Origin of the sequence: Mycobacteroides sp. H001 (assembly GCF_001440005.1) — a bacterium.
Lineage (GTDB): Bacteria > Actinomycetota > Actinomycetes > Mycobacteriales > Mycobacteriaceae > Mycobacterium > Mycobacterium gwanakae.
Genome location: NZ_LJYH01000052.1, coordinates 38,227 through 63,303, shown reverse-complemented (window position 1 = coordinate 63,303; position 25,077 = coordinate 38,227). Strand labels below are relative to the sequence as shown.

Annotated in this window: 30 protein-coding genes, 4 tRNA genes and 1 pseudogene; 9 read left to right on the top strand and 26 right to left on the bottom strand. The window is 62.0% G+C overall.

Annotation, left to right across the window (positions count from 1 at the left end):
* The 10 genes from AOT83_RS26350 to AOT83_RS26315 all read right to left on the bottom strand — a co-directional run bounded on the left by AOT83_RS26350 (position 1) and on the right by AOT83_RS26315 (position 3,823).
* Positions 1-882 carry a PD-(D/E)XK nuclease-like domain-containing protein gene (locus tag AOT83_RS26350; protein WP_057965656.1) on the bottom strand — a complete coding sequence of 294 codons (882 nt, stop codon included), beginning with the start codon at positions 880-882 and terminating at the stop codon, positions 1-3.
* Positions 879-1,082 carry a hypothetical protein gene (locus AOT83_RS26345; protein WP_240483021.1) on the bottom strand — a complete coding sequence of 68 codons (204 nt, stop codon included), beginning with the start codon at positions 1,080-1,082 and terminating at the stop codon, positions 879-881. The genes AOT83_RS26350 and AOT83_RS26345 overlap by 4 nt, the downstream gene beginning before the upstream one ends.
* Positions 1,079-1,366, bottom strand: a complete 288-nt coding sequence (locus AOT83_RS26340; RefSeq protein ID WP_057965658.1) for a hypothetical protein — start codon at positions 1,364-1,366, stop codon at positions 1,079-1,081. The genes AOT83_RS26345 and AOT83_RS26340 overlap by 4 nt, the downstream gene beginning before the upstream one ends.
* A complete protein-coding gene (locus AOT83_RS26335; protein WP_057965659.1) occupies positions 1,363-1,737 on the bottom strand; it encodes a DUF3850 domain-containing protein in 375 nt (124 codons plus the stop codon). Before AOT83_RS26335 ends, AOT83_RS26340 begins: the two co-directional genes overlap by 4 nt.
* Positions 1,734-1,982: a hypothetical protein gene (locus tag AOT83_RS26330; RefSeq protein WP_240483022.1), complete on the bottom strand. Its 249-nt coding sequence runs from the start codon at positions 1,980-1,982 to the stop codon at positions 1,734-1,736. The genes AOT83_RS26335 and AOT83_RS26330 overlap by 4 nt, the downstream gene beginning before the upstream one ends.
* Entirely contained in the window at positions 1,979-2,110 is a 132-nt protein-coding gene (locus tag AOT83_RS28380) for a hypothetical protein (RefSeq protein ID WP_276203391.1), read from the bottom strand. Before AOT83_RS28380 ends, AOT83_RS26330 begins: the two co-directional genes overlap by 4 nt.
* A 150-nt stretch (positions 2,111-2,260) precedes the next feature.
* A complete protein-coding gene (locus AOT83_RS26325) occupies positions 2,261-2,710 on the bottom strand; it encodes a hypothetical protein (protein ID WP_057965660.1) in 450 nt (149 codons plus the stop codon).
* Complete coding sequence (locus tag AOT83_RS27705; protein ID WP_131726966.1) at positions 2,707-3,117, bottom strand: hypothetical protein; 411 nt, start codon at positions 3,115-3,117, stop codon at positions 2,707-2,709. The genes AOT83_RS26325 and AOT83_RS27705 overlap by 4 nt, the downstream gene beginning before the upstream one ends.
* The gene (locus tag AOT83_RS26320) at positions 3,114-3,329 is read right to left on the bottom strand and encodes a helix-turn-helix transcriptional regulator (RefSeq protein ID WP_054430251.1); all 216 of its coding nucleotides are present in this window, start codon (positions 3,327-3,329) and stop codon (positions 3,114-3,116) included. The genes AOT83_RS27705 and AOT83_RS26320 overlap by 4 nt, the downstream gene beginning before the upstream one ends.
* Before the next feature lie 418 nt (positions 3,330-3,747).
* Positions 3,748-3,823, bottom strand: a tRNA-Lys gene (locus AOT83_RS26315).
* Positions 3,824-3,962: 139 nt separating this feature from the next.
* On the opposite strand from AOT83_RS26315, the gene AOT83_RS26310 reads away from it, so the two are divergent.
* From AOT83_RS26310 to AOT83_RS26300, 3 genes are all read left to right on the top strand, one after another.
* Positions 3,963-4,035 (top strand) — tRNA-Glu (locus AOT83_RS26310).
* 29 nt (positions 4,036-4,064) lie between these two features.
* Positions 4,065-4,141 (top strand) — tRNA-Asp (locus AOT83_RS26305).
* Positions 4,142-4,175: 34 nt separating this feature from the next.
* Positions 4,176-4,252, top strand: a tRNA-Phe gene (locus AOT83_RS26300).
* A gap of 13 nt (positions 4,253-4,265) precedes the next feature.
* Here AOT83_RS26300 and AOT83_RS26295 read toward each other — a convergent pair.
* The 8 genes from AOT83_RS26295 to AOT83_RS28290 all read right to left on the bottom strand — a co-directional run bounded on the left by AOT83_RS26295 (position 4,266) and on the right by AOT83_RS28290 (position 13,495).
* Complete coding sequence (locus AOT83_RS26295) at positions 4,266-5,450, bottom strand: site-specific integrase (RefSeq protein ID WP_081343706.1); 1,185 nt, start codon at positions 5,448-5,450, stop codon at positions 4,266-4,268.
* 372 nt (positions 5,451-5,822) lie between these two features.
* The gene (locus AOT83_RS26290; RefSeq protein WP_057965662.1) at positions 5,823-7,169 is read right to left on the bottom strand and encodes an FtsK/SpoIIIE domain-containing protein; all 1,347 of its coding nucleotides are present in this window, start codon (positions 7,167-7,169) and stop codon (positions 5,823-5,825) included.
* A gap of 1,262 nt (positions 7,170-8,431) precedes the next feature.
* Positions 8,432-8,659, bottom strand: a complete 228-nt coding sequence (locus AOT83_RS26280) for a hypothetical protein (protein WP_057965664.1) — start codon at positions 8,657-8,659, stop codon at positions 8,432-8,434.
* Positions 8,656-9,087 (bottom strand): hypothetical protein, encoded by a 432-nt coding sequence (locus AOT83_RS26275; RefSeq protein WP_057979817.1) that lies wholly within the window; start codon positions 9,085-9,087, stop codon positions 8,656-8,658. The genes AOT83_RS26280 and AOT83_RS26275 overlap by 4 nt, the downstream gene beginning before the upstream one ends.
* Positions 9,088-9,213: 126 nt before the next feature.
* Positions 9,214-10,035: a hypothetical protein gene (locus AOT83_RS27700; RefSeq protein ID WP_131726965.1), complete on the bottom strand. Its 822-nt coding sequence runs from the start codon at positions 10,033-10,035 to the stop codon at positions 9,214-9,216.
* 80 nt (positions 10,036-10,115) lie between these two features.
* Positions 10,116-10,991 carry an SIR2 family protein gene (locus tag AOT83_RS26270; protein WP_057965666.1) on the bottom strand — a complete coding sequence of 292 codons (876 nt, stop codon included), beginning with the start codon at positions 10,989-10,991 and terminating at the stop codon, positions 10,116-10,118.
* Positions 10,988-11,989 carry an AAA family ATPase gene (locus tag AOT83_RS26265; protein WP_057965667.1) on the bottom strand — a complete coding sequence of 334 codons (1,002 nt, stop codon included), beginning with the start codon at positions 11,987-11,989 and terminating at the stop codon, positions 10,988-10,990. Before AOT83_RS26265 ends, AOT83_RS26270 begins: the two co-directional genes overlap by 4 nt.
* A 120-nt stretch (positions 11,990-12,109) precedes the next feature.
* Positions 12,110-13,495: a hypothetical protein gene (locus tag AOT83_RS28290; protein WP_234797652.1), complete on the bottom strand. Its 1,386-nt coding sequence runs from the start codon at positions 13,493-13,495 to the stop codon at positions 12,110-12,112.
* Positions 13,496-13,953: 458 nt separating this feature from the next.
* Here AOT83_RS28290 and AOT83_RS26260 point away from each other — a divergent pair, with 458 nt between their 5' ends.
* Complete coding sequence (locus AOT83_RS26260; RefSeq protein ID WP_232783254.1) at positions 13,954-14,313, top strand: hypothetical protein; 360 nt, start codon at positions 13,954-13,956, stop codon at positions 14,311-14,313.
* A gap of 22 nt (positions 14,314-14,335) precedes the next feature.
* On the opposite strand, the gene AOT83_RS26255 is transcribed toward AOT83_RS26260, so the two are convergent.
* Both AOT83_RS26255 and AOT83_RS26250 read right to left on the bottom strand, forming a co-directional pair.
* A complete protein-coding gene (locus tag AOT83_RS26255) occupies positions 14,336-15,805 on the bottom strand; it encodes a PPE family protein (protein ID WP_057965668.1) in 1,470 nt (489 codons plus the stop codon).
* A 200-nt stretch (positions 15,806-16,005) separates the two neighbouring features.
* Positions 16,006-16,896, bottom strand: coding sequence for an alpha/beta hydrolase (locus AOT83_RS26250; RefSeq protein WP_057965669.1), 891 nt, complete (start codon positions 16,894-16,896; stop codon positions 16,006-16,008).
* A gap of 106 nt (positions 16,897-17,002) precedes the next feature.
* On the opposite strand from AOT83_RS26250, the gene AOT83_RS26245 reads away from it, so the two are divergent.
* The 5 genes and pseudogenes from AOT83_RS26245 (at position 17,003) to AOT83_RS26225 (ending at position 20,454) form a co-directional block, all read left to right on the top strand.
* Positions 17,003-17,746 (top strand): 3-oxoacyl-ACP reductase family protein, encoded by a 744-nt coding sequence (locus tag AOT83_RS26245; RefSeq protein ID WP_030094280.1) that lies wholly within the window; start codon positions 17,003-17,005, stop codon positions 17,744-17,746.
* Positions 17,747-17,774: 28 nt separating this feature from the next.
* Positions 17,775-18,212, top strand: coding sequence for an SRPBCC family protein (locus AOT83_RS26240; RefSeq protein ID WP_030094281.1), 438 nt, complete (start codon positions 17,775-17,777; stop codon positions 18,210-18,212).
* Positions 18,213-18,280: 68 nt separating this feature from the next.
* A pseudogene (locus AOT83_RS26235) lies at positions 18,281-18,878 on the top strand (TetR/AcrR family transcriptional regulator).
* On the top strand, positions 18,875-19,645 hold the full coding sequence (locus AOT83_RS26230; protein WP_030094283.1) for a glucose 1-dehydrogenase: 771 nt from the start codon (positions 18,875-18,877) through the stop codon (positions 19,643-19,645). Before AOT83_RS26235 ends, AOT83_RS26230 begins: the two are co-directional and overlap by 4 nt.
* On the top strand, positions 19,642-20,454 hold the full coding sequence (locus tag AOT83_RS26225) for an enoyl-CoA hydratase/isomerase family protein (protein ID WP_057965670.1): 813 nt from the start codon (positions 19,642-19,644) through the stop codon (positions 20,452-20,454). Before AOT83_RS26230 ends, AOT83_RS26225 begins: the two co-directional genes overlap by 4 nt.
* On the opposite strand, the gene AOT83_RS26220 is transcribed toward AOT83_RS26225, so the two are convergent.
* The 6 genes from AOT83_RS26220 to AOT83_RS26195 are packed head-to-tail and all read right to left on the bottom strand — an operon-like array spanning position 20,451 to position 25,016.
* Complete coding sequence (locus tag AOT83_RS26220) at positions 20,451-21,095, bottom strand: helix-turn-helix domain-containing protein (RefSeq protein WP_030094285.1); 645 nt, start codon at positions 21,093-21,095, stop codon at positions 20,451-20,453. The two genes, AOT83_RS26225 and AOT83_RS26220, sit on opposite strands and share 4 nt — an antisense overlap.
* Positions 21,092-21,877, bottom strand: coding sequence for an enoyl-CoA hydratase-related protein (locus tag AOT83_RS26215; protein ID WP_030094286.1), 786 nt, complete (start codon positions 21,875-21,877; stop codon positions 21,092-21,094). Before AOT83_RS26215 ends, AOT83_RS26220 begins: the two co-directional genes overlap by 4 nt.
* The gene (locus AOT83_RS26210; RefSeq protein ID WP_030094287.1) at positions 21,874-23,028 is read right to left on the bottom strand and encodes a thiolase domain-containing protein; all 1,155 of its coding nucleotides are present in this window, start codon (positions 23,026-23,028) and stop codon (positions 21,874-21,876) included. Before AOT83_RS26210 ends, AOT83_RS26215 begins: the two co-directional genes overlap by 4 nt.
* Positions 23,025-24,095 (bottom strand): lipid-transfer protein, encoded by a 1,071-nt coding sequence (locus tag AOT83_RS26205; RefSeq protein ID WP_030094288.1) that lies wholly within the window; start codon positions 24,093-24,095, stop codon positions 23,025-23,027. Before AOT83_RS26205 ends, AOT83_RS26210 begins: the two co-directional genes overlap by 4 nt.
* Positions 24,088-24,564: a Zn-ribbon domain-containing OB-fold protein gene (locus tag AOT83_RS26200; RefSeq protein ID WP_057965671.1), complete on the bottom strand. Its 477-nt coding sequence runs from the start codon at positions 24,562-24,564 to the stop codon at positions 24,088-24,090. Before AOT83_RS26200 ends, AOT83_RS26205 begins: the two co-directional genes overlap by 8 nt.
* The gene (locus AOT83_RS26195) at positions 24,561-25,016 is read right to left on the bottom strand and encodes an OB-fold domain-containing protein (protein WP_030094290.1); all 456 of its coding nucleotides are present in this window, start codon (positions 25,014-25,016) and stop codon (positions 24,561-24,563) included. Before AOT83_RS26195 ends, AOT83_RS26200 begins: the two co-directional genes overlap by 4 nt.
* Between the last annotated feature and the right edge of the window lie 61 nt (positions 25,017-25,077).

The window sequence follows — 25,077 nt, the reverse complement described above, 5'->3', positions numbered from 1 at the left end:
TCAGATATCCATTTCGTCGTCGCCGTGCGCCCACTGGGGCAAGAAAATTGGAGTAACTTCGGGTGAGCGGCCCGGCCACTTCCCCTCCGCGCTGCAGCGCTGGTAGATGCCGATCGCCTCGCGCATCTGGCGCTTGCTCTCGGCCCTGTCGATGGGGTCCTGGTACTCGAATACCGACACCTCGTAGGGGGCTTCCTTCTCCTGCACCACGAACAGGAACCGCGGGTTGTCATGCAGCTTGAGCAGTTGCGCAACGTGCCGGTACCACGCTTCTTGAATGTGGTAGCCGAAGTCCGCTGCCTTGCGTGAGAACGCGTCCACTTCCGAGCTGACCGCGGTCTTGTAGTCGACGATGGTCAGCCGGTCGCCCGCTGGATTCAGCCAGTCGGGTCGTGCCTTTAGACGCACGCCAGTCTCGGGATCGGTGGCCACGAGGGATGTTTCGGCCTGACCGTCGGCAGCTGCGAATAGTGGCCCGGCGGTGGGATGTTCGCGCACCCTGTCGGCCATGGTCCGCGCTATCTGGTAGTCGTCCACATGCACAGGCACCCGGCCCTCGGCGCGCGCCTCGGCCTCGGCTTCCTTCCACGTGTCAGTGGCTCGGGGAGACTTCGCGACGGCGCCGCCCTTGAGGAGACCGTGAATGGCTGGCTCCAGCACGCACAGCTCAGCACCAGCACCCAGAAGTACGCGGTGTGCCATGCGGCCAAAGTCCCATTCGGGCTTGGTCTTCTGTGGATTGTCCATGCGCCACCGGAATGCGGCTGGTGTCGATGGCGGCAAAAGGAGTCGCGCACCAGAGCTAGACAGCGCTGATCGGTCAGCGTGGTACTCGATATCGGAGATGCCGGCGTAGACACCATCGCGAGTCAGTTCGGTCATGCTGCGATTGCCTCCCGTAATTCATGAATGTCTTTGATGATGTGCCGCAACGTGATCCGACTCGGTGCGACGATGGCGATCGTGAATGGCTGGTTGCTTCCGGGGCACTCGTTGCTTGCGCCGTCGAAGTGCGAGTAGATGTTGCCGTTCATGGTCTGCTGAGCCTCGCGCCAGCAGACCGGGCAAAAGTGGGTGCTCACCCCTGCCCCCCATTCGATTTGCGCCAGCTCTCCAGCTCGTCGATAAACCCAGCGAGCGGGGCATCGAGCGCGAACGCTGGAGAGCAGAGCCGCACCTCGACAGTGGCAAGGTAATTGGTGATACCGAGCGCTTCGGCGTGCTCGGCCAGATGCTTAAGCATCTGCTCGCATTCGGATCGGTCGCTCCAGTAGGCGGGCTGGTCTTTTGCGCTCAGCACCAGCGTGTCGTCGGGCTTCCGGATGAGGTACTGAATCTCGTAGCCCTCGGGGATGTTGAGACTCATCCGACCGACCACCGCCGCTCCTGCATGCTGATCCGATTGCGCAGACGCGTAATCACCCCGCGCAGCGCGGCATTGGACCGGCGCAGGCTCTCGACAATCTCGTAGCGGTCGCGGTACTGGCGTTCACGTTCGGTCTTGTGAGGATGCTCCAGCGAAAGAATCACGTAGCCATCGGCCACCCACGGGGCCTGGTACATGACGTGCGTGATGGTCCATGCCGCGTACGAGAGTGCCTCGGACGGTCCCACCTTGAACAGAACGCGATCGCCCTTCTGGTAATCGCGATCAGCGCGGCGCACCTCGTACGTCTTGCAGCCGTCGTAGAGCAGGTCGTGCCAATGGCTTTCGATCTTGAGATAGTGAGTCGTCACCAGCCCGCCCCCGTCGCGCGAATCACTGCGCTGGACTCGTCGCGGGTGTCGCGGTCGGTGAAGAAGTCCACCAGCGCCAGTTCTATACCGTCTGCATCGGGCCCCAGGTCAAACCCGGCAGCCTCGGCGGTCTCGGTGAGCGCGTCCATGGCGGAGCCCGCCCTGTCGATGGCCTTGTTGAGCTGCAACACATTCCGTGAATCAGAGATGCGGCGGCGGAGCCCGAAGAGCTTCGTGAGGTTCACGCGGTCACCCCCGCCTGCGTGAAGACGCCCGCCAGCTGGTCGGCGTGCGAGTTGGGGGATGCGAGCAGCATCGCGGCCAGTGCTGCGATAGCCGCCAGGGCGACGGTGATCTTGTCGTAGCTGCTCATCGGACACCGCCGACGCGCTGAGCAGGGACGGGGTTACGGTGAATCACGCCAGGGCTCCTATCCTGGTTGCAGTGGCCCCGGCGGCGGGTGAACTTTGGCGAGCGAGCCCGCCGTCGGGGTCTTTCCTATTCAGTTGTCAGACATGACGATTCAGCGTTTTTCGCGCAGCCACCATCGACGGCGCGGCAGGTTCTCACCGGTGCCGGTCGGTTTCCATGCGGTGGTTTTCTCTGCGGACTGCCTCTGGTTGCGCAGTAACTCGTCATTGGCAGCCTTGGCGGCAGCTGCGGCGACCTCGGCCTGCTGGACTACTCCGCGGTCGAGCTTGTTGTTGCCGCCCATGGTGAAGTCCACGTGCGGCTTCCCCTGGCGCCGGAGGAGTGAGTCGATGACCTGCGCGTTCACATCGCCGGTCAGTCCGGCAAGCGGCCCGGGTACCGAGTCGCGAGCATCCTTGGCGGCCTCGTCAGCCATCACGGAGGCCTCGTCAGCGATTCGCCGTAGATGCAGTGCTTTGTCCTTGCGTTCGTCGTAGGCGCGAATCTCGGCGCGGATGATCCGCACCAGCTCTTGGCCGATCGACTGGTCTTGGGCGCTCATTTCGCACCGCCTTGGCTGGCCGCACCCGGCGTCTGAGCCCGAAGCTCACCGTCGGGTGCGGCCGGTTCTCCTACAGTCGGAGCACCACACTCAACCGAAGGAGAAGACTTATGGGACAGCCCACGCCGAAACAATTTGCGGACGCGGCCGTTGCATCTGCGCGGCAAGCGCAGGCGAGTACGCAGGATCAGACTCTCACCAAGATCGCCGAGGCTCTCGAGTACCTCGGGCATGCACTGTCGTCCGCGTACCTCCAGCAGGAGCGAGAGCGGGCCGACCGATAGGTAGGCCAGTGGCGTGACCCGGATCGGGTATCGCTGAGAGAGCCAACTGCGGGCGAGAGCTTGTTCGGCGCAGCGCTGCAATTTGGCCTCGGCGGGCTCGACCGCCTCGTCAGCGGCGCTCACGAGGCAACCGCCTGGTCGGCTAGAAGCGCTGTGATCGGAACATCGAGGAAGGCTGCGATCGCCTGAAGTTCTCCGACCCTGAACTCGATGCGTCCGAGTAGGCGTTGGGAGACACCCTGGCGACTAATGCCCAGGAGTTGGGCGAGGTCACCCTGATTCTTGCCCCGTCGGGCCGCCTCGGCTCGGACGTTGTCTGCGACATGCGATTGCATCACATAGATGTAATTACACGAGCGGAACGCATTCGTCAACAATCAAATGCATGAATGTCATGCAGAAGTTGTCTACTAACGGCTGTTCGCTGCCATGCGTTGCGTAATTCAGGGATGCCATGCAAACTGGTGCTTATGACAACTTCGTACCTGGTTGACGAGGAATCGTTGCCCGTGGCTGTCGCGCGCCGACTGCGCGAGGTGATGGCCGGAATCCGGTTGACCCAGAAGGATTTTGGCGATAAGACCGGATGGGGGCGCGGGTACGTTCAGCAGCGGTACTCCGGCAACACTCCCTTGGATGTTGCCGACTTGGAGCACATCCAGAACTCGACCGGGATTCAGGTCGACTACCTGATGCGCGAACACGGGCCGAAGCACTTGCCGCCGACCAGGGGAGGCGGCGGCGGTGTCGGTCTGGTGCCCCCACCAGGGCTCGAACCTGGGACCTGCGGATTAAAAGTCCGTAGCTCTACCAACTGAGCTATAGGGGCGCGGAGAGACAGGATACTGGTTGGCTCACCACGCGAGCACCGTGGTTATCCGGTTTGGGTTCTGGGCGGGTTGTGCCCTAAGCTGGGCGAGCTCCCAACGCGACAAGCGTTGTGGGTACCCCGGAGAGATTCGGAATGGGCCCCCATCGTCTAGTGGCCTAGGACGCCGCCCTTTCACGGCGGTAGCACGGGTTCGAATCCCGTTGGGGGTACGCAACCAGTCATACTGGGAGCAGAGTAAGGCCCTGTGGCGCAGTTGGTTAGCGCGCCGCCCTGTCACGGCGGAGGTCGCGGGTTCGAGTCCCGTCAGGGTCGCCAGTACGGCGAGGCAGTATCTGTGGATCTGCCGTCCGGCCAGGTAGCTCAGTTGGTACGAGCGTCCGCCTGAAAAGCGGAAGGTCGCCGGTTCGATCCCGGCCCTGGCCACCACAATATTCGCAGGTCAAACTGCGTTTTCGTCTTCGTTCAGCTCATCTTCAATGGACATTTGGCCGGCGCATCCGGCCACTACCCGGCCACTATATGGGCCACTGCTCTGTATCTCCGTAGATTCACTCACTGTCAGAGTGTCGAGGGCCGTAGCCACAGCGTCCAGTTCGTCGTCATATAAATCGGCGTAGATATGCGCCGTTGTCGTTATCGATGAGTGACCCATGGTCTTTTGAAGTAATCTCAAATCGGCGCCTGCTCGACGTGCCAGCGATGCATAAGTGTGCCGCAGATCATGTAGCCGTAGCTGTGGGCGGCCTAGAGCTTCCCGCTGTGCATAAAACTTAACATCGCGTACCCAATTTTCGCGGCTCAATAGGCTTCCGCGTGCCGAGGTCACCGCGGGGCTTGACTCGGGTCGTCCCACAATCCTGCGCTCCAGCAGAGTGGCAATACGGGCGGGGATGGGCACGGAGCGGATACCCGCCACGGACTTCGGCCGACCCGCCGTCGGCCTACCGCCGACCTGAGTGATGGAACGGCGAACCCGAATGCGCCGCCTCGTCAAATCGACGTCACCGACCTGCAGGCCGATCAACTCGCCAAACCGCAAACCCGTATAGGCGAGGATCAAAACAATGTCACCCTGGGTGCCGCAAAGCTCCGCAAGCGACTCAACTTCTGCCACGGTGAGATACGTGTGCTGAGGGAGCGGAAGAGGAGGGAAGGCAACACCAGCTGCCGGATTTTCACCAATCCAACGCTGCGCTACGGCGTAGTCCAAAACCATGCGCAAAACGGACGCACGCCACCGCTGCGTCCGAGGCCCGACAGCACCCGGCCCCTCTGTCATCGCGTTTACCCAATTTTGTACAGCGTGGGAATCGAGGGCATTCACTGGCCACGAACCAAACTCAGCTTCCACAGACAAGCGCCAGCAATCCTCATAACCTCGAAGAACCTTCGGCGTCAAATCCACACGGGTCGACAACCATCGCTGATAAACATCCCTCAGCTTGATCAATCCAGACCGTGGATCTACAGCCGTGCCCCGTGACTTAGACGTCACCACTTCAGCTTCAAAAGCTCTTGCCGCGGCGAGCGTTCGAAAGGTTTTCCCGCGCTTCACCCGGCCTGGCAAACGCCACTCAACGTAGTACCGGACACCAGCCTTCGTTTTGTATTTTTTGATCGACATGATCGTGATCCCTACCAGCTCACACCGACAGCATCAGCTAACACGACGAGACTCCAACCAAGCCAAAACATCACCACGTCGCCAACGCCGGCGTCGGGGACCCAGATTGATATGGGGTGGACCCAACGCCGGAAGCCCTGCCTCCGCGCGCACTGCGTACTCATGCAAACTTGACGGCGGAATCGTCGTCAACTGGCTCGTCTCGACTGCCGTCAACAAGTCGTGCTCCGCGGAAATCTCCAATCGACGACCCATCATGAAACCCTCTCAAACTCACTAAACCATGCTCCCCAGTGACTTTGGGCTCCCGCCCAGGCCGCTCCGCGCCCTAGTTGGACACGAAAAATGCTGCCGGACTCCGCGGTGCACACGTCACTCCTCCAATGTCTCTGCTGCTCGAAGCGCCGACGCTTGATCGGCCAATCTGCAATACACGCCATATGGCTCAGCGCCGATCAAACACGCCCGAAAAACGGTAAGCGGCAGATCAGGGCCACGCCACAAACCCTCGCCAGGCCTAAAATCTGTTATACGGCTGGACAATTCACTCGGAATAGAGCCCAGCAGCAGCTCCGCCGAATCTGCGCGATCCGTGCGCAGACTGATCACCGTGGCAAAATTCGAGCGGGCATCACCAGCGTCACCACCGCCAAGCGCGGCCACCGACGCTCGCTGCGTCACCGTCATCACCCTCAAACCGACTTTCGCACCCTCTGCGAGAAGCCGACTAAAACCAGCCGCTACTTGCGGTGCAAGGCGATCAGCCGGCTTCGCTCCAGTAGAACGATCATGATCTTCAAGCCTCTTAAGCGCGCCAGCCCATTCCTCGCACACCACAAGCACTAACGGCCGATCCGCACTAAAACGCTCCAGCTGGTCCAGACGCGCCCAGTGCAACAGCTCCAAACGCTCCTCGAGAAGCTCCAAAAGATCCCGCATGAGCGTTGCCATACCCACAGCGTCATCGCCGAGCACACGGCGACCAGGAAGGCCTTCCAGAGGTCCAAGCAGAACCCTCGACGGGTCAAACCCCCAAACCTGCACATCGCGCATATGCGCAGCCCAAGCTAGCGCCAAATACACCGCCACAGATTTGCCAGAGCGCGTCTGACCCTGCAACGCAACATGTCCCGACGAAAGTAGGTCAAGAGTTATCAGCCGACGCTCTGGTGTTACACCCATCGGTATACCCCGGACGGCACCATTAACGGTGATCCCCTGAGGGATCCCCCGGTCATGAACAGACGCCAGCCTGTCCGGCAGCCGCGCGGGCACCACATCAGCCAGCGCGGCGAGTGGATCAGGCGGTGCCGGCTCATCAGTGTGACGCACACCCAGCGATAGATGCCCAGGCACATCTGAGCTATCGAGCCACGCAAGCCCTGGAGCGGCGAAAAGCACCCTGAGCTCCGCCAGCGTCACCGAACTCTGCCACGCTCCGACCGTACCCGGCAAAGGCTTGATATCCAGCCAATCGTGCCACTTCCCTTCGTGCCATGCTGGCACCGATGGCCGAACTACACCGCCATCCTCGGCACGCCTAAATACGCCCAATGCAAGCAGCGTCTCGTCGAACTCAGTTCGCTTGCCGCTCAGGGCTTCCCAAATCGCAGCCAGCTCCGGACGACGCTGCGACAACTCTGCGGGTGCGCGGCCGATTCGGTTGCTAATCCGATTGAGCCACAACAGAAATAGTCCCAAAACAATCAGCCCCAGCACAATCCAGACGGTGTGCCCAGATGACGATGAACTGACGGTCGAATGCGACGACGATTCCGTAGCAGAAGAGGTATCCGATCTAGACCCTGAAGAGCCACAAGACCTCACCACCACCGACGAGCAGACAACCGCGCCGACCAAACCAATCGCTAACGCCCCGAGTTCTTTTGAACTCATGCTGGTACCCCTCTCGCTGTGCGTTCACGCAAATCGTCATACAGAACCTCCGCCATCCACGCGCGATCCGCACCGCGCACCACAAAGGCCGGTTGGGACTCAAGGCATCTCCGATGAGCTTCGAACCACACGCACCACGCATGCCGACACACCACGGGAGACCACCCGTCTGTACCCGCCGGCAGCAACCGACAAGGCGGCTCAGGGTTCGGCACAAAATCTCGTAGGTCATAACCAGCGCGTATCCACTGCGTTCGCACATAAGCGGCAGTCGGAATTTGCAGACGCGGCTGGCCAGGGCACGAAATCTCAGGCTCCAGATCGAAGACCCAGTGACAATGGTGGTTATACATGGCATCCGGAGTGGCGTCTTCTGGTCGCCCGTGCATGCCCTGCTGCTCCCACGGCATGTACCCAGTGCCATCCGTGTAGGCCATAAGCGCCGGAGATTCTGCCGCCAAGCTAAACACAACAGACCTAAGATTCGGCTGCGGTCGCAGCTCAACAGCGGTACGACTGTAGCTTCCATACATTTTGTCAGGAGCGCGCAATTCGCGGATCGATGACCACGCGATCAGTCCACACACCACAGCCGTCAGAATCATCGCAATCAACAACGACAACACCGGCGTCTCAGTAACGAGCCACCAACGGGCAGCTCCCCGTACACGCGTAAGCGCACGAGAGGCATGCTGCCGCAGTAGTTTACGAGTAGGGATCACGTCGTTGCCTCCAAAGACTTAATCACAGCCGCGGCCACGCATTCAGCCGAAATGAAACCCGATAAAAGATGATTGACACCGGCCGCATCGAACCAGGACCACATCGGGAACGCGGTTCGATCAGGCCAGACCGGCTCAGAATCACTCAGGTCACCGACGAGAAACCCGTGTAGAACCTCGAGGGTGACCGTCACATCGAGGGGACCAGTCCGACGCGAATGACGAAGCCATACCAAGACTTCGCCATCTCCGTAAATCCCCGACGCTACAATATCTTTCGCGCCGAAAGCATCAGCCAGAGCATCGCAAGCAGACCACAAAACTGGTTGAGACAACGGCGCACTAGCCTCATTGCAACACAAGTTATCGGACACTGTGCATCCCCATCCGACGACCAACGGCGAACAGGCTTGCGATACGGAGGGCAAGCCCCTCAGCTTCCATCGCAACCGCCAGCGCATGATCCACATCGGGTCCAGTTGCGCGGACCTCGGCGTCGGCACGCCACGATGCCGCGTAAGCGGCCAGGGCGTCCAGGATCAACGCGATCGCGGACGAATCAAGCCGATCAACGGTAGCGGGGACGGTCACGATGCGTCACCGCCGCGCCGGCCACCGCCAGCACCCGTGCCGCCCGCCGCCAACACCATCGCATGGGCATCACCGATCGAGGCGACGCCAGTGACGCCCCGCAGCGTCGACACGGTGCCGCCATACGGATCGGCCCCGGCCAGCGTGACCACCAAATCAGCACCTGAAAATTCCACCAGACGACCAGGAACCAAATCAGCGATAAACGCATCCGGAATTTCCGCCTTTGCACGAGCAGTCCACCCAAGGATGGGAGACGAAAGCGTGATCGGCACCTCGACGATGGGCTGGCCCGCCGCGTCCGTCCGCCGCAGGCCCGGCTTGCGTTTACCCGGACGACTCGGATCGTCCACCCAATCAAAAAGCTCTCGCGGCTTGTCATCGACAACTGCCCGAACAGACCCACCGTGCGAAATTTCCACAGCCATGCCAAAACACCCTTTCCAGTCCAACGGGGCCAGAAAGCCCCACTGGACACAGAATGGCAGGAAGAACAGGGAGTAACTAGATGCTCTCAGGTTGATGAAAAATGCAGGTAAACGCGTTAAAGGCAGTTAGCTACTACGGCTGGATGCTAAGCAAGCGCGGGTCCGACGCAGCGCGATATCCATTGATGCCGTCCAAGTATCAAGTGAGCTAAGACGCTCATTGTAAGTACTCGCCATTGCGGGACGTACCTCATCCCCAAACGCAAATGGCCTGGGGGCCAAGGACTTCCAGCCGCTGAAAGCGTATCCGTAACGCTCTCCGCGACCAAGGGTCGGGCCAATTTCATTCAGCGGGCTATTCAGTAGAACTAAAGCGGAACCACATCGTGCCCGCGCTTCCCTGACCGCGGCGCTTATCTCGCGGTAGTTGGCTGAACAAGCTCGCCACTTCTTGACCGCTTCAGGCCACGATGTATTACGCAGTTCTGTGCTCTCTACAGATATAGGCTGGTTTAAGCGCCATCCATGTCGGCGGCCTGCATCAACAACTGGTTTTAGGCCGAGAGACCACGCCTCGCGCAGGCCTTCCCATAGATCAACATCAACTAGGGTGCACGCATAATCAAGATATCCTTCGGCCGAAGCAGCGAGAGCAAGCGATAACGACTGCCGTAATACCTCGGCGGACAGTCGTAAATTTTCAACCAGTGCATCCCGAAGCGGTAAAGGAAGTATGCATTTCCCGGGGAATTCCGAGGTCGACTGATCCAAGAATGCTGGACCTACCGACCGGCGGATGGTAGCTGGCGATAGACCACCGCTCAAAGCGGCCGAAATTTGATTATGAAAATGTCGATAGAAGTTACAAACTTGAGCTGCACCGCCCGTCTCCATGTAAAGTTCGTCAACGATATCTTTCACCGGACGGACTGGAACGGTGTAGGCCATATTTAAATTATGGCACAGTGTCGGACATATACGCCGGGACGCTCAATCAATCCCTGGGCCACCACGGAACCCAAACCAGATCAGGCCCAGCCAGCAGCGGGTGGTGTAGCGGCGACAACATCGGCGAGATCCTGGAAGCGTCTAAGTGCCTCAGCATAGTTCCCGCTTGGGTATGTAATGACATTCACCCCATATGAATATGTGAGCACATCACGTTCATAATCGGGCATGTCGTCAGGCCCGAGCATATAATGCGGCGGCGTCTGATTCTGTCCACCGAAAATATTCTCCAGAATCAATTGGAGGTCTGGATCGTAAAGACGATAACCAAGTAAGAGGGCTGGACGCGTCAACAGTAGCGCATGAAGTGTCTCCATCGCATGCGCTCCCTTGTGTCGAACATCTGTGTAGTCGCGCCGACTGAGAACCAGCTCGTCGATGTGGTCGACGCTCCCATGAATTTTCAAAAGTAGTGGGTAATTTCGCCGCACATCCGCGGCCACTGTGGGCGACCTGTATTCATGGACGGCATATCCCGCGGAGGTGGCTCTCTCTATAATCTTATCGTAGTTAGTTGTAACGATGATCCGCGGTTCTGCGCGAACGATTGCTTCATGCCATTCACTGCCTCCGAATTGATGGCTATTAGGGCCATCCACTAATTCTTTAATACTGCTGAACATATCCTGTGACCGAGATCGGTAGCGAGCATCGATCTTCAAGAGCTCGGCGGCCTCCAGTAGTCGATCGCGCACGATGAGGTCATCGAGCTCTTCTCGGCGCTGATCCATGCCGATCCGATTCGCTACCTCCACGAGGAGCTGGGGCCAGGTCGGTGGACTTTGGCTTACATCATTCATGCAGGAAGCTGATATCCCAGCGCCCACAAACAAGATGAGGTTCCGCCGGATCGCATGGTCGACCACCTCTTGTGGCCAGTGGTCTGACGCGGTCACAACGCTACGTTGGCTTTCAGGCGATCAAACATTGTTGTCAATTGCTGAACATAGCGTTTCTGTTGGGTGACCTGCGCACCCCGAACGCCATCGTAAGTTGTCAGATTTGCTATCGGCGCGTGCGCGGTCTGCGCCATCGGGATCATCGAGAACATATTCGGTACCACGCCAAGTTCTCTTGACTGCATCGACACCGCTTCGAATTGCTTCAGCTTCGCCGCCCGATCCGGAATCTCCTGCTTGTATCGGTCGTAGGCTTGCACTCCACGAATTCGGCCGGCCGTGGTCTTGGCGACATACTGCTGGATGCTGTACCCAGCCCAGCCCTGTGCAACAGGCAAAGTCGGTGTGAGCTGGTACTTCTCGCGTTCCTCGGTCGTGGCGTCTAAGCGCTTTTCGTAGTCAACATATTCCTTGATCCAGCGCTCCAGCCAATCGCCAATGTTCTCAAGGGCGTAGAGGCTGAACAGATCTGGCGCCACCGGAGTAACGAAGAAGTCACTGCCAATAAGCACGCTGCGGTTCAACGCGCCCAGGCTCGGACCTAGGTCGAAAACCACTACATCGGCACTGAGTGACGTAACTAGTTCGCGGACCCACAAAGTGCGCCGGGCACCTCCAAGGAAACGTGACGAGAACTCCGCCCACGATGCGCTAAGTCGATCCTCGACCACTGAGAGGGAAGGATGGCCCGCTAGGACGCTCACTCCGAACCGTGAGGACTGGTGCAGCTCGAGATCAGTTTCGACGGCGGAATCTCCCGCGCGAATGTGGCGGAGCGCACGCAATATCGTTCGCGTCTCTGAGTCTGGGCGGTTCTCGTAGATCGACTCCCAAACCTCCTCGGGCAGCAGCAATTGTGTCGCGTTCGACTGCGGGTCGCAGTCGGCCACAGTCACCGTGTAACCGTGTTCCGATAGGTAAGCGGCGAAGTTGCATGCGAGCGTCGTCTTGCCGACACCGCCCTTGTTGTTGAAGAAGGCGATCGAGGTGGCCACGATGTGATGGTAGAGCGCCCCAGCCCTGTCTGAGCCGGTCTAGGAACATTCGTGAGTCGTCAACGCAGAAGGTTGCTTCGTCTCGTCGAGAGACTAGACACGCCGGACGGCCAGGAGGTATCAGCTCAACGCTCGTGCTAATTGCGAAGCAAAAGCTGGCCCATCATTGACCAGTGCATATCCTCCGGCTAGCCCCCCTTGATCGCACAAGAGCCTTCGGCGGCGCACACGTCGATAAGTGACGCGACCGGTGCTGCGATCAACCCGAGCTACCTGCCGAAATGCCGTCCGCGGTACAACCGTCGACGGAAAACGACTGCCGACCGAACTGTAGACAGCTTGGCTTCGTGACCAGCGGCGAATAATGCGCCGCGCCATCAGGTAACTATGCTGGGCAATCTCAGCCGCGGCGGTCGCCTTACGTAGACCGTAGACACCCCAGAACCGCCCCGGCCCCTTACCTGGCCGCTGCCAAGTTTCGGGGACGATATGTTGATATTCCTTGTCGCCCTCACTGTTTGGCGACGAATGCTTAGTAAAATAAATTGCCAACCGCTTTGGATCGCGAGCTTTCAACCCCGACAGCGTGTCGATGCGAGTTCCGGCTCCTCGGTGCCTACGCTTCTCGGCCGGATCGGGATGATTCACCACCATCGACCACGACCACGACAGCCACTCCGCGAACCCACGGTTACAACGGTCAGTCCCCAGCGGCGGCGCCATCCACAAATGAATGTGGGGAGCGCCCCGTCCCTGAAACTCCAATTTCCATATGTACGTAGCCTTTTCGCCCCACGCCCGTTCATACCTCTTACGCCAGGATTCAAGATGCCGCTTCACCGTCGCACCGTCCGGCGCTACCGTTTCCCAGTCACCCGGGTACGTCAGTGTGACCATGGCGGGAACACGCTTACCCTGGATTAGCGGCGTGTAATCGAGCTCTGCGAAAACTCTGCACATCATGGAGCGCGATTTGCGCGACCAATGCGTGATCACACGAGCCGACCGCCGAGCCGACCGCTGAACGGGTCGTATCGCTGACCAATCCGCATCCACCACTGCCGCAAGCGCGGCTGGATCCAGTGCCCGGGCGCGCCGTAACAGACCCTCCAGGCGGCTTTCCCAATCCGCGACGGACTCAGCTCGGCGAACCAGCGCGTGATCGCTTGACTTCTCGTGCGCCGGATTTCGCCAGGCAACCCGAACAACTCCTGGGCTGACCATTATCCGAAACCGAGCCGCTTCAACCGACGTCCGTTCGGACTTTTCGAACATCGCTGCGGCTGATGACACCATCTCCGGGCTCGGGAACCGTAACCCAAGGCGACGCTGGAACTGAGCCGCTTCAGCCTCTGCTTGCGACCGCCGCGCCTCATGGTCCCTGGCGCGGCGACTTTTGGCACATATAACAAGCCCGTCGCGGCTCTGGCCGTCCGTCGTCCGCTTCTGGCGCAACGCTGCGCTCTCGCGCCCTGCGGCCTGGCGGCCTCGGGCGCTCGGCACCATCGCGGCCACCGGGCCGGCCTCCGCCGCGCCTGCAGTGCTGTGGACATCATCAACCGTCGATGCAACAATCGACATCGGAGTACCTGCTCCCCGAAAACCCCGACGTAACCGCTGGAATGGAACGCGTCGGGGTTTTCCCGTCAGGAGCTAAATGAAGACTTTTATCCGGCCACTACCCGGCCACACAGCCAGACCAACCCGCTCCAGTGGGCCCAGGTGCTCCGATTTCGTCCGGTACGACCAGCACGAATACCGAAGTGGCGCAGGTTAAACCGCCTGAAAAGCGGAAGGTCGCCGGTTCGATCCCGGCCCTGGCCACCACGAGAGCCCGCCGGAGACGGCGGGTTTTTCTGTATCTGTGGACCAATCGTGTCTATTACCTGAGGCATAGTCACTGCCGTCATAGGCTCACGAAAGCGATATTGTTAATTAATACTTAACCAGTATAGTATCTAGTTATGGTTAAGTTTGCCCTTCGAGACCGGTCCCATTCAGCGTGGCGGGGGACGCACTGGCGGACTGGACTGCTTGCTATCGCGGCCGTCGGCATGATCGGCACCGTGGGCTCCCCGGGGCTTGCTCACGCGGGTCCTGCGGGGGTCGGTGATGCGAGTGCCGTTATTAACGACCTGAAAGCCAAGGGCTACCGGGTGATCGTCTCCAAGAGTGGCGCTGCGACAGATCTGAGTAGGTGCGTTGCTTCCGTGGAGGAGCAGTCCCCGGTCTACTCGGCGCAGCCGGCCCGGGATGTGCGGAATGCTCCGACAACTGTGTCGGTGATCGATCACAAGGTCGCTCTGGTCTCGATCACCTGCTAGGTGCACACCGAATACGGCGCCGCTAATCTTCGTCGGCGCCGTCCGGGACCCAGGTGTTCGGGATCATCGGCGCCTGAGCGCCCTTGCTGAAGTCGTCATCGTGGCCCAATGTGGCCAATCCGGTTGCTGCCAGGCCTGTTCTGGGCACAGTGCCGGTGAACCCCATGGGTCCGGCTCTGCGGTGTGAAGCCGTCGCGGAGGGCTCGCCCCTGTCAAGGGTCACGGTGGCGTCCATGTCCATGTATTCGACGGCGCGGCCTTCTTGCTTGCTCCGATCGCGTCGTCGGCGTGCCTGTCGCGCTGCGGCCGTCGCCGCCGTCCCCGCGCGTTCTGATGCTGAGTTCCTGGCTGACGTACTGGCTCTCGTGTGGACCTGGCTCGCCAGAGCCAATCCGGCGCCGATGCGGGGGCCGCCACCGACCCCGTACGGGAACGAGAAACCTGGATCGCCGACGGGTGGGGGAGGAGACGACGGCGCAGGCGCGGTACCTGGTGCGGATGGCGCTGGTGCGCCGGAGGGGGCCGGTGCGGGAGCCGACGGCGATGAACTAGAGGCGGGGGCTGTCCCAGCAGCCGCCGCGGTAGGAGGTTCCGGGACGGGGTTCGGTTCCGTCGCAACGATTTCAGGCGACGGCTGGATTCCGGCCAGGCCTGCCAACCCGACCACTGAGCTCAGGCTCGCGATCGCTAGAGCAAGCGCGGGCTGGATCAGCACCGGGGCGAACTGGCCGATTGTTGAAGCCAATTGTGCGGCATGAAAAGCGACATCCGCCAATACCAACGGAAGGTTGGTCAACAGTGCTGCCGGATCGGTCAGCAGGTTGTTCCACAGCAGCTTGAGATGCTCGACCATCTCACCGGCCACGTGGACCCACCACTCCGGGTTGGTGGGGTCCAGGTCTCCATGACCGTGGTCGTCGTCATGGCCGTGCTCGTGGTCGTGATCGTCATGCTCATGGTCATGCAGGATCGATGGAGGCGGTGTGGAAGGCGGTGTAGACGCCAGGGCGACCTCGGAGGCGGTTTGGTACACCGTCATCGTCGTGGCGGCCTGAATCCACATGCGGACGTAGTCCGCCTCGGTGGCAACGATGGGAATTGTGTTGATACCGAAGAAGTTTGTTGCCAACAATGCCGCGTGCGTGGCGTGGTTGGCGGCCAGCTCGGCAAGAGTGGGCATGATTGCCAGCGCGGTGCTGTATGCGCCCGCGGCGGTACCATGCTGAGCGGCACGGGCATTGCTTTCGATGGCGCCTTGGGTCAGCCATTCCAGGTACGGAATGTGCGCCGCCACATACGTGTCCGCACTGGGACCCTGCCACGTTGCCGCATGGGTGGCGGCCAGAATTGCCCGGAGCTCATCGGCCGTCGCGGTGTAATGCGCCCCCAGCGAGGACCATTCGGCTGCAGCGGCGAGCAGCGGTCCGGGACCCGGACCTGCGCTGAGCAGAGTCGAATGCACCTCCGGCGGCGAAGCCATCCACACCGGCATAGCCACTCCACACCCTCCACCCGCACTAACGACAACGATAACGATATTCATTTACATTAGCGCGTGGGATGCAAGGCTGTGGCGGTACCCCATAGGGGTTCGGTTTGTTTCGTCACGGGGTCGACGGAGTGGATGCCAAAGACCCCAGAGAGCCGTTGTCGGCCAGCCGTATTCAGAGACTTGGGGCCGTCAGGCGTCGATCAAATGAGCGCGCCCTGCAGACTTCGGCACGCCTTGGCCACGAAGTCCTTCGACACCCCGGCCCACGGTACGAATCTGTCGAAGCCGTGGAAAGCGCCCTCCACGACTTCCAGCTCGCAGGGCACTCCGGCGGCACGCAGACGTTCGGCGTAGAGGAGGTCCTCGTCGTGAAACAGGTCGGCCGTCCCGATGCCCAACCAGGCCGGCGCCACTCCGGCTAAGTCCGACCGCCGACCCGGTACGGCGACATTGCGGTCGGTGTCCCCCAGGTACGAGTCCCAGCCAAACCGGTTACTTTTGGTGCTCCACATCCGCAGGTTGGTTTCGTCGACGTCGGTGCGCGCGGTGGTGCGGTCGTCGAGCATCGGGTAGACCAGCAGCTGCGCCGCCGGTGCGACCTCGCCCCGATCGCGAGCCAGTAGCGCAAGTGCTGCGGTCAGTCCGCCGCCGGCGCTGGCGCCGCCAATGGCGAGGCGTGTTGGGTCGATCCAGCCTTGCACCGATAGCCAGCGCAGCGCCGCATAGCAGTCCTCGACGGGTGTCGGATAGGGATGTTCGGGTGCCAGCCGATAGTCGACCGACACGACGGGAAGCCCCGTTTCCCGCATGACCTTGCGGCAGAAGAAGTCATCCTGACGTGCCGTGCCCATCACATAACCGCCGCCGTGAATCCATAACAGAGCCGGGGACGGCTCGGTCAGGTTCTTGGGAACGGGTGCACGAACCGTCACGTCGTCGTTCACCGCCACGGTCCGCACCCCAAATCTGGGAAACAGCCCTGAGGCGCGGATCAATCCGCGCAGGGTGGAAAGGGTTCGTGGCAGGCCGACCTGTCGTGGAAATACCTTGGCCGCCAAACGGAGGCTGGGGTGAATGTCAGGTGACGACACACAGCGAGTATGCCGGTGGGAGGCGCATAACGTGGCGGTTTGGCATGACGGGGAATGTTTCGGACCTGAGTCCACTTGACCCGTGCGTACCTACGGAAGGACCACCATGACTCCACCACTGAAGGGTCGCCGCGCGTTTGTCACCGGCGGATCGCGCGGAATAGGCGCAGCTATCGTGCGCAGGCTCGCCGAAGATGGTGCGCGTGTCGTCTTCACGTTCTCGAGTTCACCGCAACCGGCCGCGGACGTCGTGGCCGATGTCAAGGAGGACGGCGGCTGGGCGCTGGCGGTCAAGGCCGATGTATCCGACCCGGCCCAGCTCACGGCTGCGGTCAACGAGGCGGCCGAACACCTTGGCGGACTGGATATTCTGGTCAACAATGCCGGCATCGCATCCTTTGGCGACGTGGATACCGCGACCTTGGAAGACTTCGACGCGATCGTCGCGGTGAACGTGCGGGCTGTTTTCGCGGCCATCAAGGCGGCCTCCCCGCATCTGGCCGAGGGAGGCAGGATCGTCACCATCGGCAGCATCAACGGCGACCATTCGCCTACCCCCAACGCATCGCTGTACTCGATGTCGAAGGCGGCCGTCGCAGGCCTCACGCGCGGGCTGGCGCGCGAATTCGGCCCCCGGGGCATCACGATCAACAACGTTCAGCCGGGCCCGGTGGACACGGATATGAACCCAGAGAATGGCGAGCTGGCGCAGATCCTGCTCCCCAACATCGCGGTAGGGCGCTATGGCCAGCCTCGCGATATCGCCAGCTTGGTGAGCTATCTGGCATCGGATGAGGCCTGGTACATCACGGGAACCGCGATCAACATCGACGGGGGATTCACCGTCTAGCGCTCGCGAGGTCGCTAGGGTCAGATCCATGGCCACTAGCGACACCCGGGAAATAGTCATCGAGGCGACCCCCGCGCAGATCATGGATGTCATCGCAGACTTCGAGGTTCTGCCGAAATGGTCTTCGGCGCATCAGAGTTCGACGGTGCTGACCACGGGCGACGACGGACGACCGCACGAGGTGAAGATGAAGGTGAAGACGGCGGGCATCACCGACGAACAAACCGTCGCCTACACCTGGGGCGCCGATACGGTCAGCTGGACCCTGGTGAAGGCCAGTCAGCAGCGCCGTCAGGACGGTAAGTACACCTTCACGCCCAAGGGTGACAAGACGCACGTGAAGTTCGAGCTGACGGTCGACCCGCTGATCCCGCTGCCCGGATTCGTGCTGAAGCGGGCCATCAAGGGCGCCATGGAAACCGCCACCGACGGACTGCGCAAGCAGGTCCTCGCCACCTACCGGTAGACCCTTCCCTCCGCTAAACCTCCCTAGTATCGTTATTTCGAATATCGAAACTAGGGAGGCTTGGGATAGTGGATAGACGCCAGGGGGGACGTCCCCGCGATCCGGACAAGGATGACGCGGTGCGCGAGACCGTGCGCCAGATGTTGGCGACCGAGGGGTATCAGGGCACCACCATCCCCGCCGTGGCCCGCGTCGCAGGCATCGGTGCTCCCACGATTTACCGGCGTTGGTCAACGCAGGCCGCCATGGTGGAAAGTGCGATCGCGGACCGCCCGTGGCCCGCGGCCCTCGCCGATCGCGGCGAATTCCAGGACTATCTGCCCGTTGTGGTGCGCGCTGTGGTCGAGTACTGCCGATCCCGCTACCCGCGCCGCGATGCCGGGACTCCTCGTCGAGTACCACCGCGAACCGGGGCAGTATGCGGATTTGGTCGCGCGCACCGAAATGCCTCTGCGCGAAGCGTTCCGGACGGCACACGCCGAGGCTGTCGCCGCCGGCCGGTGTGCGGACCGGCCCGGGGCGGATGCGCTCTTCGACACCGTTGTGGGTATGGCCGTCTACCACGGCGTCTTGCGCGGCACCGCCGACGAAGCGCTCATCGAGCAGATTCTTGGTGTGGTGTTCGCGGCGAGCATTGTGGACCAGCGAAAAGTGAGGAAACGATGAACCGAGAAACCTTCTCCAGCCTGTTCGACCTCACGGGGCGTACGGCTATCGTCACCGGGGGCACCCGTGGGATCGGGCGATCTCTCGCCGAAGGTTATGCCTGCGCAGGCGCCAATGTGGTTGTCGCAAGCCGCAAACCGGAAGCGTGCGCCGAGGCGGCCGAGCATCTGCGCTCCCTGGGCGGCCGGGCGCTGGGCGTACCGACGCACACGGGCGATATCGAATCCCTGCAACATCTGGTGCAGGCCGCCGTCGAGGAGTTCGGCGGTGTCGACATCGTGGTGAACAACGCCGCCAATGCACTCACCGAACCGGTGGGTGCCTTCACCGTCGACGGGTGGGACAAGTCTTTCGGTGTGAACCTGCGGGGGCCGGTGTTTCTGGTGCAAGCCGCGCTGCCACATTTGGTGAACAGTTCACACGCGGCAGTGCTCAACGTCGTCTCGGTGGGCGCCTTCATGTTTGGCCAAGGGGTCTCCATGTACTCGGCAGCCAAGGCGGCGCTGGTCTCATACACGCGGTCCGCGGCGGCCGAGCTCGCTTCGCGGGGTGTGCGTGTCAACGCACTCGCTCCCGGCGCGATCGACACCGACATGGTGCGCAAGACCCCGCCCGCCGAGGTGGAACGAATGGCCAATGCCAATCATCTCAAACGGCTCGGACTCCCCGACGAAATGGTGGGTACCGCACTGCTTTTGACCTCCGATGCGGGCAGCTACATCACCGGTCAGACCATCATCGCCGACGGAGGGTTGGTGGCCCGATGATTCGCACGGAGCATCGCGACAACGGAATCCTGGTGGTCACGATCGATCGTCCCGAACGCCGTAATGCACTTGACCCGCAGACGGTGGCCGAGCTGCACTCCGTGGTCGAGAAGACCGATGGCGACCCCAAGGTGCGGGTGGTGGTTCTCACCGCAATCGGCGCATCATTTTGTGCCGGAGCCGATCTGAAATCGCTGCCCACCGATTTCACCAATATCGGGGCGACCTCCACGGCCGCGCTGCTCGGTGCCACCGACTCGGAGCTGGTGCGTACGCTCGCGGCTCAGGAGTTGATGGCCTCGCTGTTCGAACGGATTCACCGGATGCGTCAGCCCGTCATCGCTGCTGTCAATGGACACGCGGTCGGTGGCGGGTTCGCATTGGCGCTGGCCTGCGATATCCGGTTCGCCTGCCCGGAGGCCTCATTCGGCGCCGTGTTTATCCGTCATGGGGTATCCAACTGCGATATGGGAACCAGCTATCACCTGCCGCGGTTGGTGGGCGCGGCCCGCGCCGCAGAGCTGATGTTGACCGGACGGGTATTCGGCGCCGACGAGGCGCAACGGATCGGCTTGATCTTCGACGTGGTGCCCACTGAAACCCTCCTTGACGCGGCGCTTGCGAAGGCCGAAGAAATCGCCGTGCACTCACCGCTGGCGGTATGGATGACCAAAGAGACGATGTGGCAGACGGTCGACGCGCCGAGCTTGCGTCACGCGCTGGACATGGAGAACAGGACCCAGGTGATGTGTACTGCCACCGGCGAATTGCGCCGGTCCTTCGACGCTTTCAAGGAGGGGAGTGCCTAGTTCTCTGCCGGAGGTCCGGCCAGGATGGCGGTCACCATGTCGATGAGCTGCGCATTCATCTGCCCGTCGTCGAGGTAGGTGCCGCTCAGGGACATCAGTCGATTGGTGTGCGCGATGTCGCCCAGAACTACGCAGGTCAGTGTGACCGCCTGGGTCACCCCGAATCGGATTGACGGCAGTGAGGCGTTCGGGCGCAGCCGCACGATCAGTTCTTGTAGTCGCGCGGCCTGAGGCTGAAAACTCACGCTCATCGGGATAAGCGCGGGGTGCCCACTGATGAGGAGCTTGCCGAGGGTGGAAAGCCATGCGGTTCCGCCCTCTTCGCCGATCTCGGACAGCGGGACGACGATCGCCTCGGCAATGGTTCGCAGTGTCCCGGCTTCTTCGGCGATGTCCAACAACGCGAACCGGCGCTTTTCGAGCTGATTCAGGTATTTATCGAGCAGCGCCTCGATGAGACGTTCCTTGGATCCGAAGTGATAGTGCACCGATGCGACATTGGTGCCCGCCGCCGCCATGATGGCGCGCAGTGACACCGCATCCACGCCACGCTCGGCGAACAGTCGCTCGGCGGCGCTGAGCAATCGCTGATCGGTGGAATCATGTGCAGAGGTGTCTGTTTCAGATGCGATGTCGGTCATTGGCCGGTGAACCGGGCCTCTCTCTTCTCGCGGAATGCGGACAGCCCCTCGCGTGCATCGGCGGAGCTGATCACCTGGCGGGTCAGGCGGGCTTCGATGGCGCGTGCGTCTTCCTCGGCGATCCAACCGCTGTGCACCACAGCTTCCTTGGCGTTGCGCACTGCCAGCGGGCCGTTGCGCACCACGCGTTCGGCGAGGCTTCGCGCCTTGTCCAATGCGGTGCCCGCCGGCACCACGTGGCCCACCAGGCCGAAATGATAGGCCTCTTGGGCGGTGAGCGGCTCGCCCGTGAGGATCATTTCCATGGCCTTGGTGTAGGGAATCTGCCGCTTGAGCCGGACCATGGATCCGGCACCGGGGACCAGCCCACGCTGTACCTCCGGAAGACCGAACGTGGCCTGCTCATCGGCAACACGGATATCGGTCTGCTGCAACATTTCACATCCGCCACCCAGGCACGCACCATTGACCGCCGCGATGAGCGGTTTGGTCAGGGTATGGGTGAGTAGCAGTCCTTTGCCTATGGCGGCAGGGTCGATTGGCGGCGCGGAGCCGTCCCGGACCATCCAGCCATCGCTGAGATCACCTCCCACGCAGTAGGCGCTACCGGCGCCGGTGATGATGGCCGCGCGGATGCCGTCGTCCCGATCGATCTCGTCCCAGGCCTGAGCAAGCTGTCCCACCATGTTGGTGGACAGCGCATTTCGCCGATGCGGACGGTTCATGGTCAAGATGACGATCGGGCCGTCCCGCTCGACGAGAAGTTCTCGATCTTCGGTCATGGTTTCTCGCTCCCCACCACCCATAAAGCATGGAACTGCGATGCGCCGCCCATGGCGTGGCCTATCGCGCGTCGGGCACCGTCGACCTGATGTTCTCCCGCCAGCCCCCGCACTTGCAAAGCGGCCTCGGCGAATCGAAGCAGGCCGGTCGCGCCGGTGGGGTTGCCCGAGAGCACGCCACCGGACGGGTTGATCGGGTGTCTGCCCCCGAACGCGGTGTGGCCCTCGTCGACGGCACGCCAGCCCGCTCCCTCGGGAGCCAGCCCGATGTTCTCCATCCACATCGGCTCGTACCAGCTGTAGGGGATGTAGAGCTCGGATACATCGGCCTCGGTGGCCGGGTCGGTGATCCCCGCCTCGCGGTACGCTGCGGCGGCGCACTCCTGCCCGGCGCGTGGATTCACCTCATCGCGGCCCGCGAAATGGCCTGTCTCGGTTCGCCACCCGGTGCCGTGAATCCAGGCGGGCGGTCGTGGCGCATGCGTCGCGAACAGTTCGGAAGAAACGACGACCGCACACGAGCCGTCGGATGACGGGCACGATTCCAGGAACCGGATGGGATCCCAGAGCATCGGCGAGCTGCGCACCTCCTCGATGGTGATATCGGGCTTATGGATATGCGCGTATGGGTTACGAATGGCGTTGAGGCGATGATTCACCGCGACTTGCCAGCCGATGTGTTCCGGGGCGCCCGAGCGGCGGATGTACTCGCGGATGACGGGTGCGAAATGCCCACCCGCGCCGGCACCCAGCTGGGCACTGAACGGCAGCGGCCGGGACAGCGCCCAGGTGAAGTTGCCCTCTGACTCCTTGGAATACGCGACGACCAGCACCCTTCCGGCAAGTCCGGCTTGCACCAGGTGTGCGGCATAGATGGCTGCGTGTCCTCCGACGCTGCCGCCGGTGAACACCCGGGTGACCGGCAGTCCGCGCGCGCCCATCGCGTCGGCGAGGTATAGCTCCGGATTCATCACGCCGTCGAAGAGATCGGGGGTCTTCGCGAGCACGATCGCATCGATGTCACCGAACGTCAGCTCCGCGTCGGCCAGCGCGCCGTCCACCGCCTCGCGCACCAGCGCCGCGATGCTGACCTCACGCTTCTTGGCCTGCTTGCTTTGGCCGACACCGACTACGGCGACACGGGCGCTCATCCGCTCGCCTCCATGAGACACACCAGATTGTGCTGCAGTGCAGCGCCGTTGGTGGCGTGGGCAAGTGCTCGAGTGGCGCGGCCCTGCATGATGGCGCGAGCCGATTCACCGATGCGGATCAACCCGGTAGCGGTAGCGGGCGCACCCGCCAGCGGCCCACCGGATGGATTCACGAGCACGTTGTCGATGCCCAAGGTTTTGGTCAGTAGCGGTTCCACATAGCTGTACTCGGTGTGCAGCTCGGCGACTTCCACACTGGCGGCAGTGAAACCGGCCATGGCTGCTGCCTTGTCGGCGGCGATGCGCGCCGAGTCCACTACCGTGAGATCCCGCGAGCCGGGGTAGTGCGTGTCCATCCGGTGATCGATCGCCCTGATCCACGCCGGACGCCGGGCCAGGCGGCGTGCCACATCACCGGTGGCCAGGATCAGTACCGCGGCGCCGTCACCGACTGGCGCCACATCGTGTGGACGCAGTGGCGAGGCGATGTACGGCTGATCCAGCAGCGATTCGACTCCCGGAGCACCTGCCCTGAGCGCGAAGGGATTCGACAACGCATCGGTCAGCGATTGGTTCACCACATCGGCCATCTCTCGCTCTGTGGTGATACCGGCCTCGACGACGGCCGCCGCCTGCAGACCGGCGATCGCATGCCGATGCGGATGAAGGGGAGTCAGGTAGTAGGGGTCCAGTGAAGCGGGGGCCACCTGGTCCAGGTCGGTGGGCAGCGCGCCGCGGCCGATGCCGTACACCAGGGCGATATCACCGTGGCCCAGTTGGAGCCATGACCAGGCCTCGTAACACGCCCATGCGGCGTCCATTTCGACATGGGATTCCGATATCGGCGGCCAGGCGCCGACAGCGTCGAGGGACTCGATGTACGCGAAGGTACGGCCCTCGAAGAAGTCATGGCTGCCCGATGCGTAGAAGTCGATGTCCTCGCGGCGCAGTCCTACCTGTTCGAGGGCCTCGCGGACCACGGGTAGCAGGATCTCGGCCATATCGTCACGAAGATTTGCCGCAGTACAAGCCGATTGGGAAAAAGAAACCACGGCAACATCACGCATGGGCGGCCTTGCCTGGCACTGGCCGGAAGTAGCGGATGCTCTGCATGCTGGCACCGAGCTCCTCATCGGTCACCCAGACCGGCTCTACGGTCATGCCGATGTGAACGAGGTCTGGCGCGGTGTCTCCGATCATGTGCATGAGTCTGTTGTCGGCGCCGTGCAACTGGATGTGCGCCACTGCGTAGGGCGGCGCGAACACTTGTCCCGGAAAGGGGAAGCTCACGATGCAGAAGGTCTCCACCGTTCCCGTCCCGGCAAGGGGGAACGGTTCACCCAGTTCCGTCAGGCATCGTGAACAGAATTGCGGCGCAGGACAGTACGCGCGTTGACAGCCAGGGCATCGGCGTGCCAGCAGGCGCCTGTGCGCCAGCCCGCGCAGGAAGATGGAACGCCCGGATCCCGCCACATACGTGTAGTCCATGCGGAACGGGCTGGCGATCGAAGAGACTGGTTCGGGTAGTGCGGTCACTGCGGGCCCGCCGGTTCGAAGCAGACGATATCGGTGATGGCGCCGACACGGTCCGGGCGCCATCGTGCGACGACGGGCAGTCCCGTTTTCATGGTCAGGGGATTCCCGCCGACATCGACGGCGTGGAACATCGCGTTAGTGGTTCCGTCGATGCGGATAAGCGCCCATGCGAAATCGTCCTGTAACTCGTCTGCCGGCCGTGACCGTACCCAGGTCCATTGCAGGACAACGCCCTTCGGTTCGAGCTCTACCAGCTCGCCGGTAGGGGCGGCATCGGCCGGGTCGAACTCGAGCGCCGGGCACAAGACCTGACCATGGATTGTCCGCACTCCGAACAATCGCGCGTCCCGCAGTCCGCCGAGGAAGGTGCCGATCTTGGGGCCGACGGTGCGCTCGAATCCGAACTCGATCGTGTACGGCGCGCGCAGGGATTCGGAGGATTGGTCGCTCACAGCCCTCCCGACGCGGTTCTATCAATTGATTGAATCGAGCGATAGGACCGTAACACGGCAG

Coding starts and splice junctions, on each gene's coding strand:
- AOT83_RS26225 (WP_057965670.1), top strand. CDS start 19,642: ATGATTCGCACGGAGCATCGCGACAACGGAATCCTGGTGGTCACGATC.
- AOT83_RS26275 (WP_057979817.1), bottom strand. CDS start 9,087: ATGGCTGTGGAAATTTCGCACGGTGGGTCTGTTCGGGCAGTTGTCGAT.
- AOT83_RS28290 (WP_234797652.1), bottom strand. CDS start 13,495: ATGGTGCCGAGCGCCCGAGGCCGCCAGGCCGCAGGGCGCGAGAGCGCA.
- AOT83_RS27700 (WP_131726965.1), bottom strand. CDS start 10,035: ATGGCCTACACCGTTCCAGTCCGTCCGGTGAAAGATATCGTTGACGAA.
- AOT83_RS26220 (WP_030094285.1), bottom strand. CDS start 21,095: ATGACCGACATCGCATCTGAAACAGACACCTCTGCACATGATTCCACC.
- AOT83_RS26295 (WP_081343706.1), bottom strand. CDS start 5,450: ATGTCGATCAAAAAATACAAAACGAAGGCTGGTGTCCGGTACTACGTT.
- AOT83_RS26260 (WP_232783254.1), top strand. CDS start 13,954: ATGGTTAAGTTTGCCCTTCGAGACCGGTCCCATTCAGCGTGGCGGGGG.
- AOT83_RS26320 (WP_054430251.1), bottom strand. CDS start 3,329: ATGCAATCGCATGTCGCAGACAACGTCCGAGCCGAGGCGGCCCGACGG.
- AOT83_RS26230 (WP_030094283.1), top strand. CDS start 18,875: ATGAACCGAGAAACCTTCTCCAGCCTGTTCGACCTCACGGGGCGTACG.
- AOT83_RS26240 (WP_030094281.1), top strand. CDS start 17,775: ATGGCCACTAGCGACACCCGGGAAATAGTCATCGAGGCGACCCCCGCG.
- AOT83_RS26215 (WP_030094286.1), bottom strand. CDS start 21,877: ATGACCGAAGATCGAGAACTTCTCGTCGAGCGGGACGGCCCGATCGTC.
- AOT83_RS26245 (WP_030094280.1), top strand. CDS start 17,003: ATGACTCCACCACTGAAGGGTCGCCGCGCGTTTGTCACCGGCGGATCG.
- AOT83_RS26255 (WP_057965668.1), bottom strand. CDS start 15,805: ATGCCGGTGTGGATGGCTTCGCCGCCGGAGGTGCATTCGACTCTGCTC.
- AOT83_RS26205 (WP_030094288.1), bottom strand. CDS start 24,095: ATGCGTGATGTTGCCGTGGTTTCTTTTTCCCAATCGGCTTGTACTGCG.
- AOT83_RS26350 (WP_057965656.1), bottom strand. CDS start 882: ATGACCGAACTGACTCGCGATGGTGTCTACGCCGGCATCTCCGATATC.
- AOT83_RS26325 (WP_057965660.1), bottom strand. CDS start 2,710: ATGAGCGCCCAAGACCAGTCGATCGGCCAAGAGCTGGTGCGGATCATC.
- AOT83_RS26340 (WP_057965658.1), bottom strand. CDS start 1,366: ATGAGTCTCAACATCCCCGAGGGCTACGAGATTCAGTACCTCATCCGG.
- AOT83_RS28380 (WP_276203391.1), bottom strand. CDS start 2,110: ATGAGCAGCTACGACAAGATCACCGTCGCCCTGGCGGCTATCGCAGCA.
- AOT83_RS26210 (WP_030094287.1), bottom strand. CDS start 23,028: ATGAGCGCCCGTGTCGCCGTAGTCGGTGTCGGCCAAAGCAAGCAGGCC.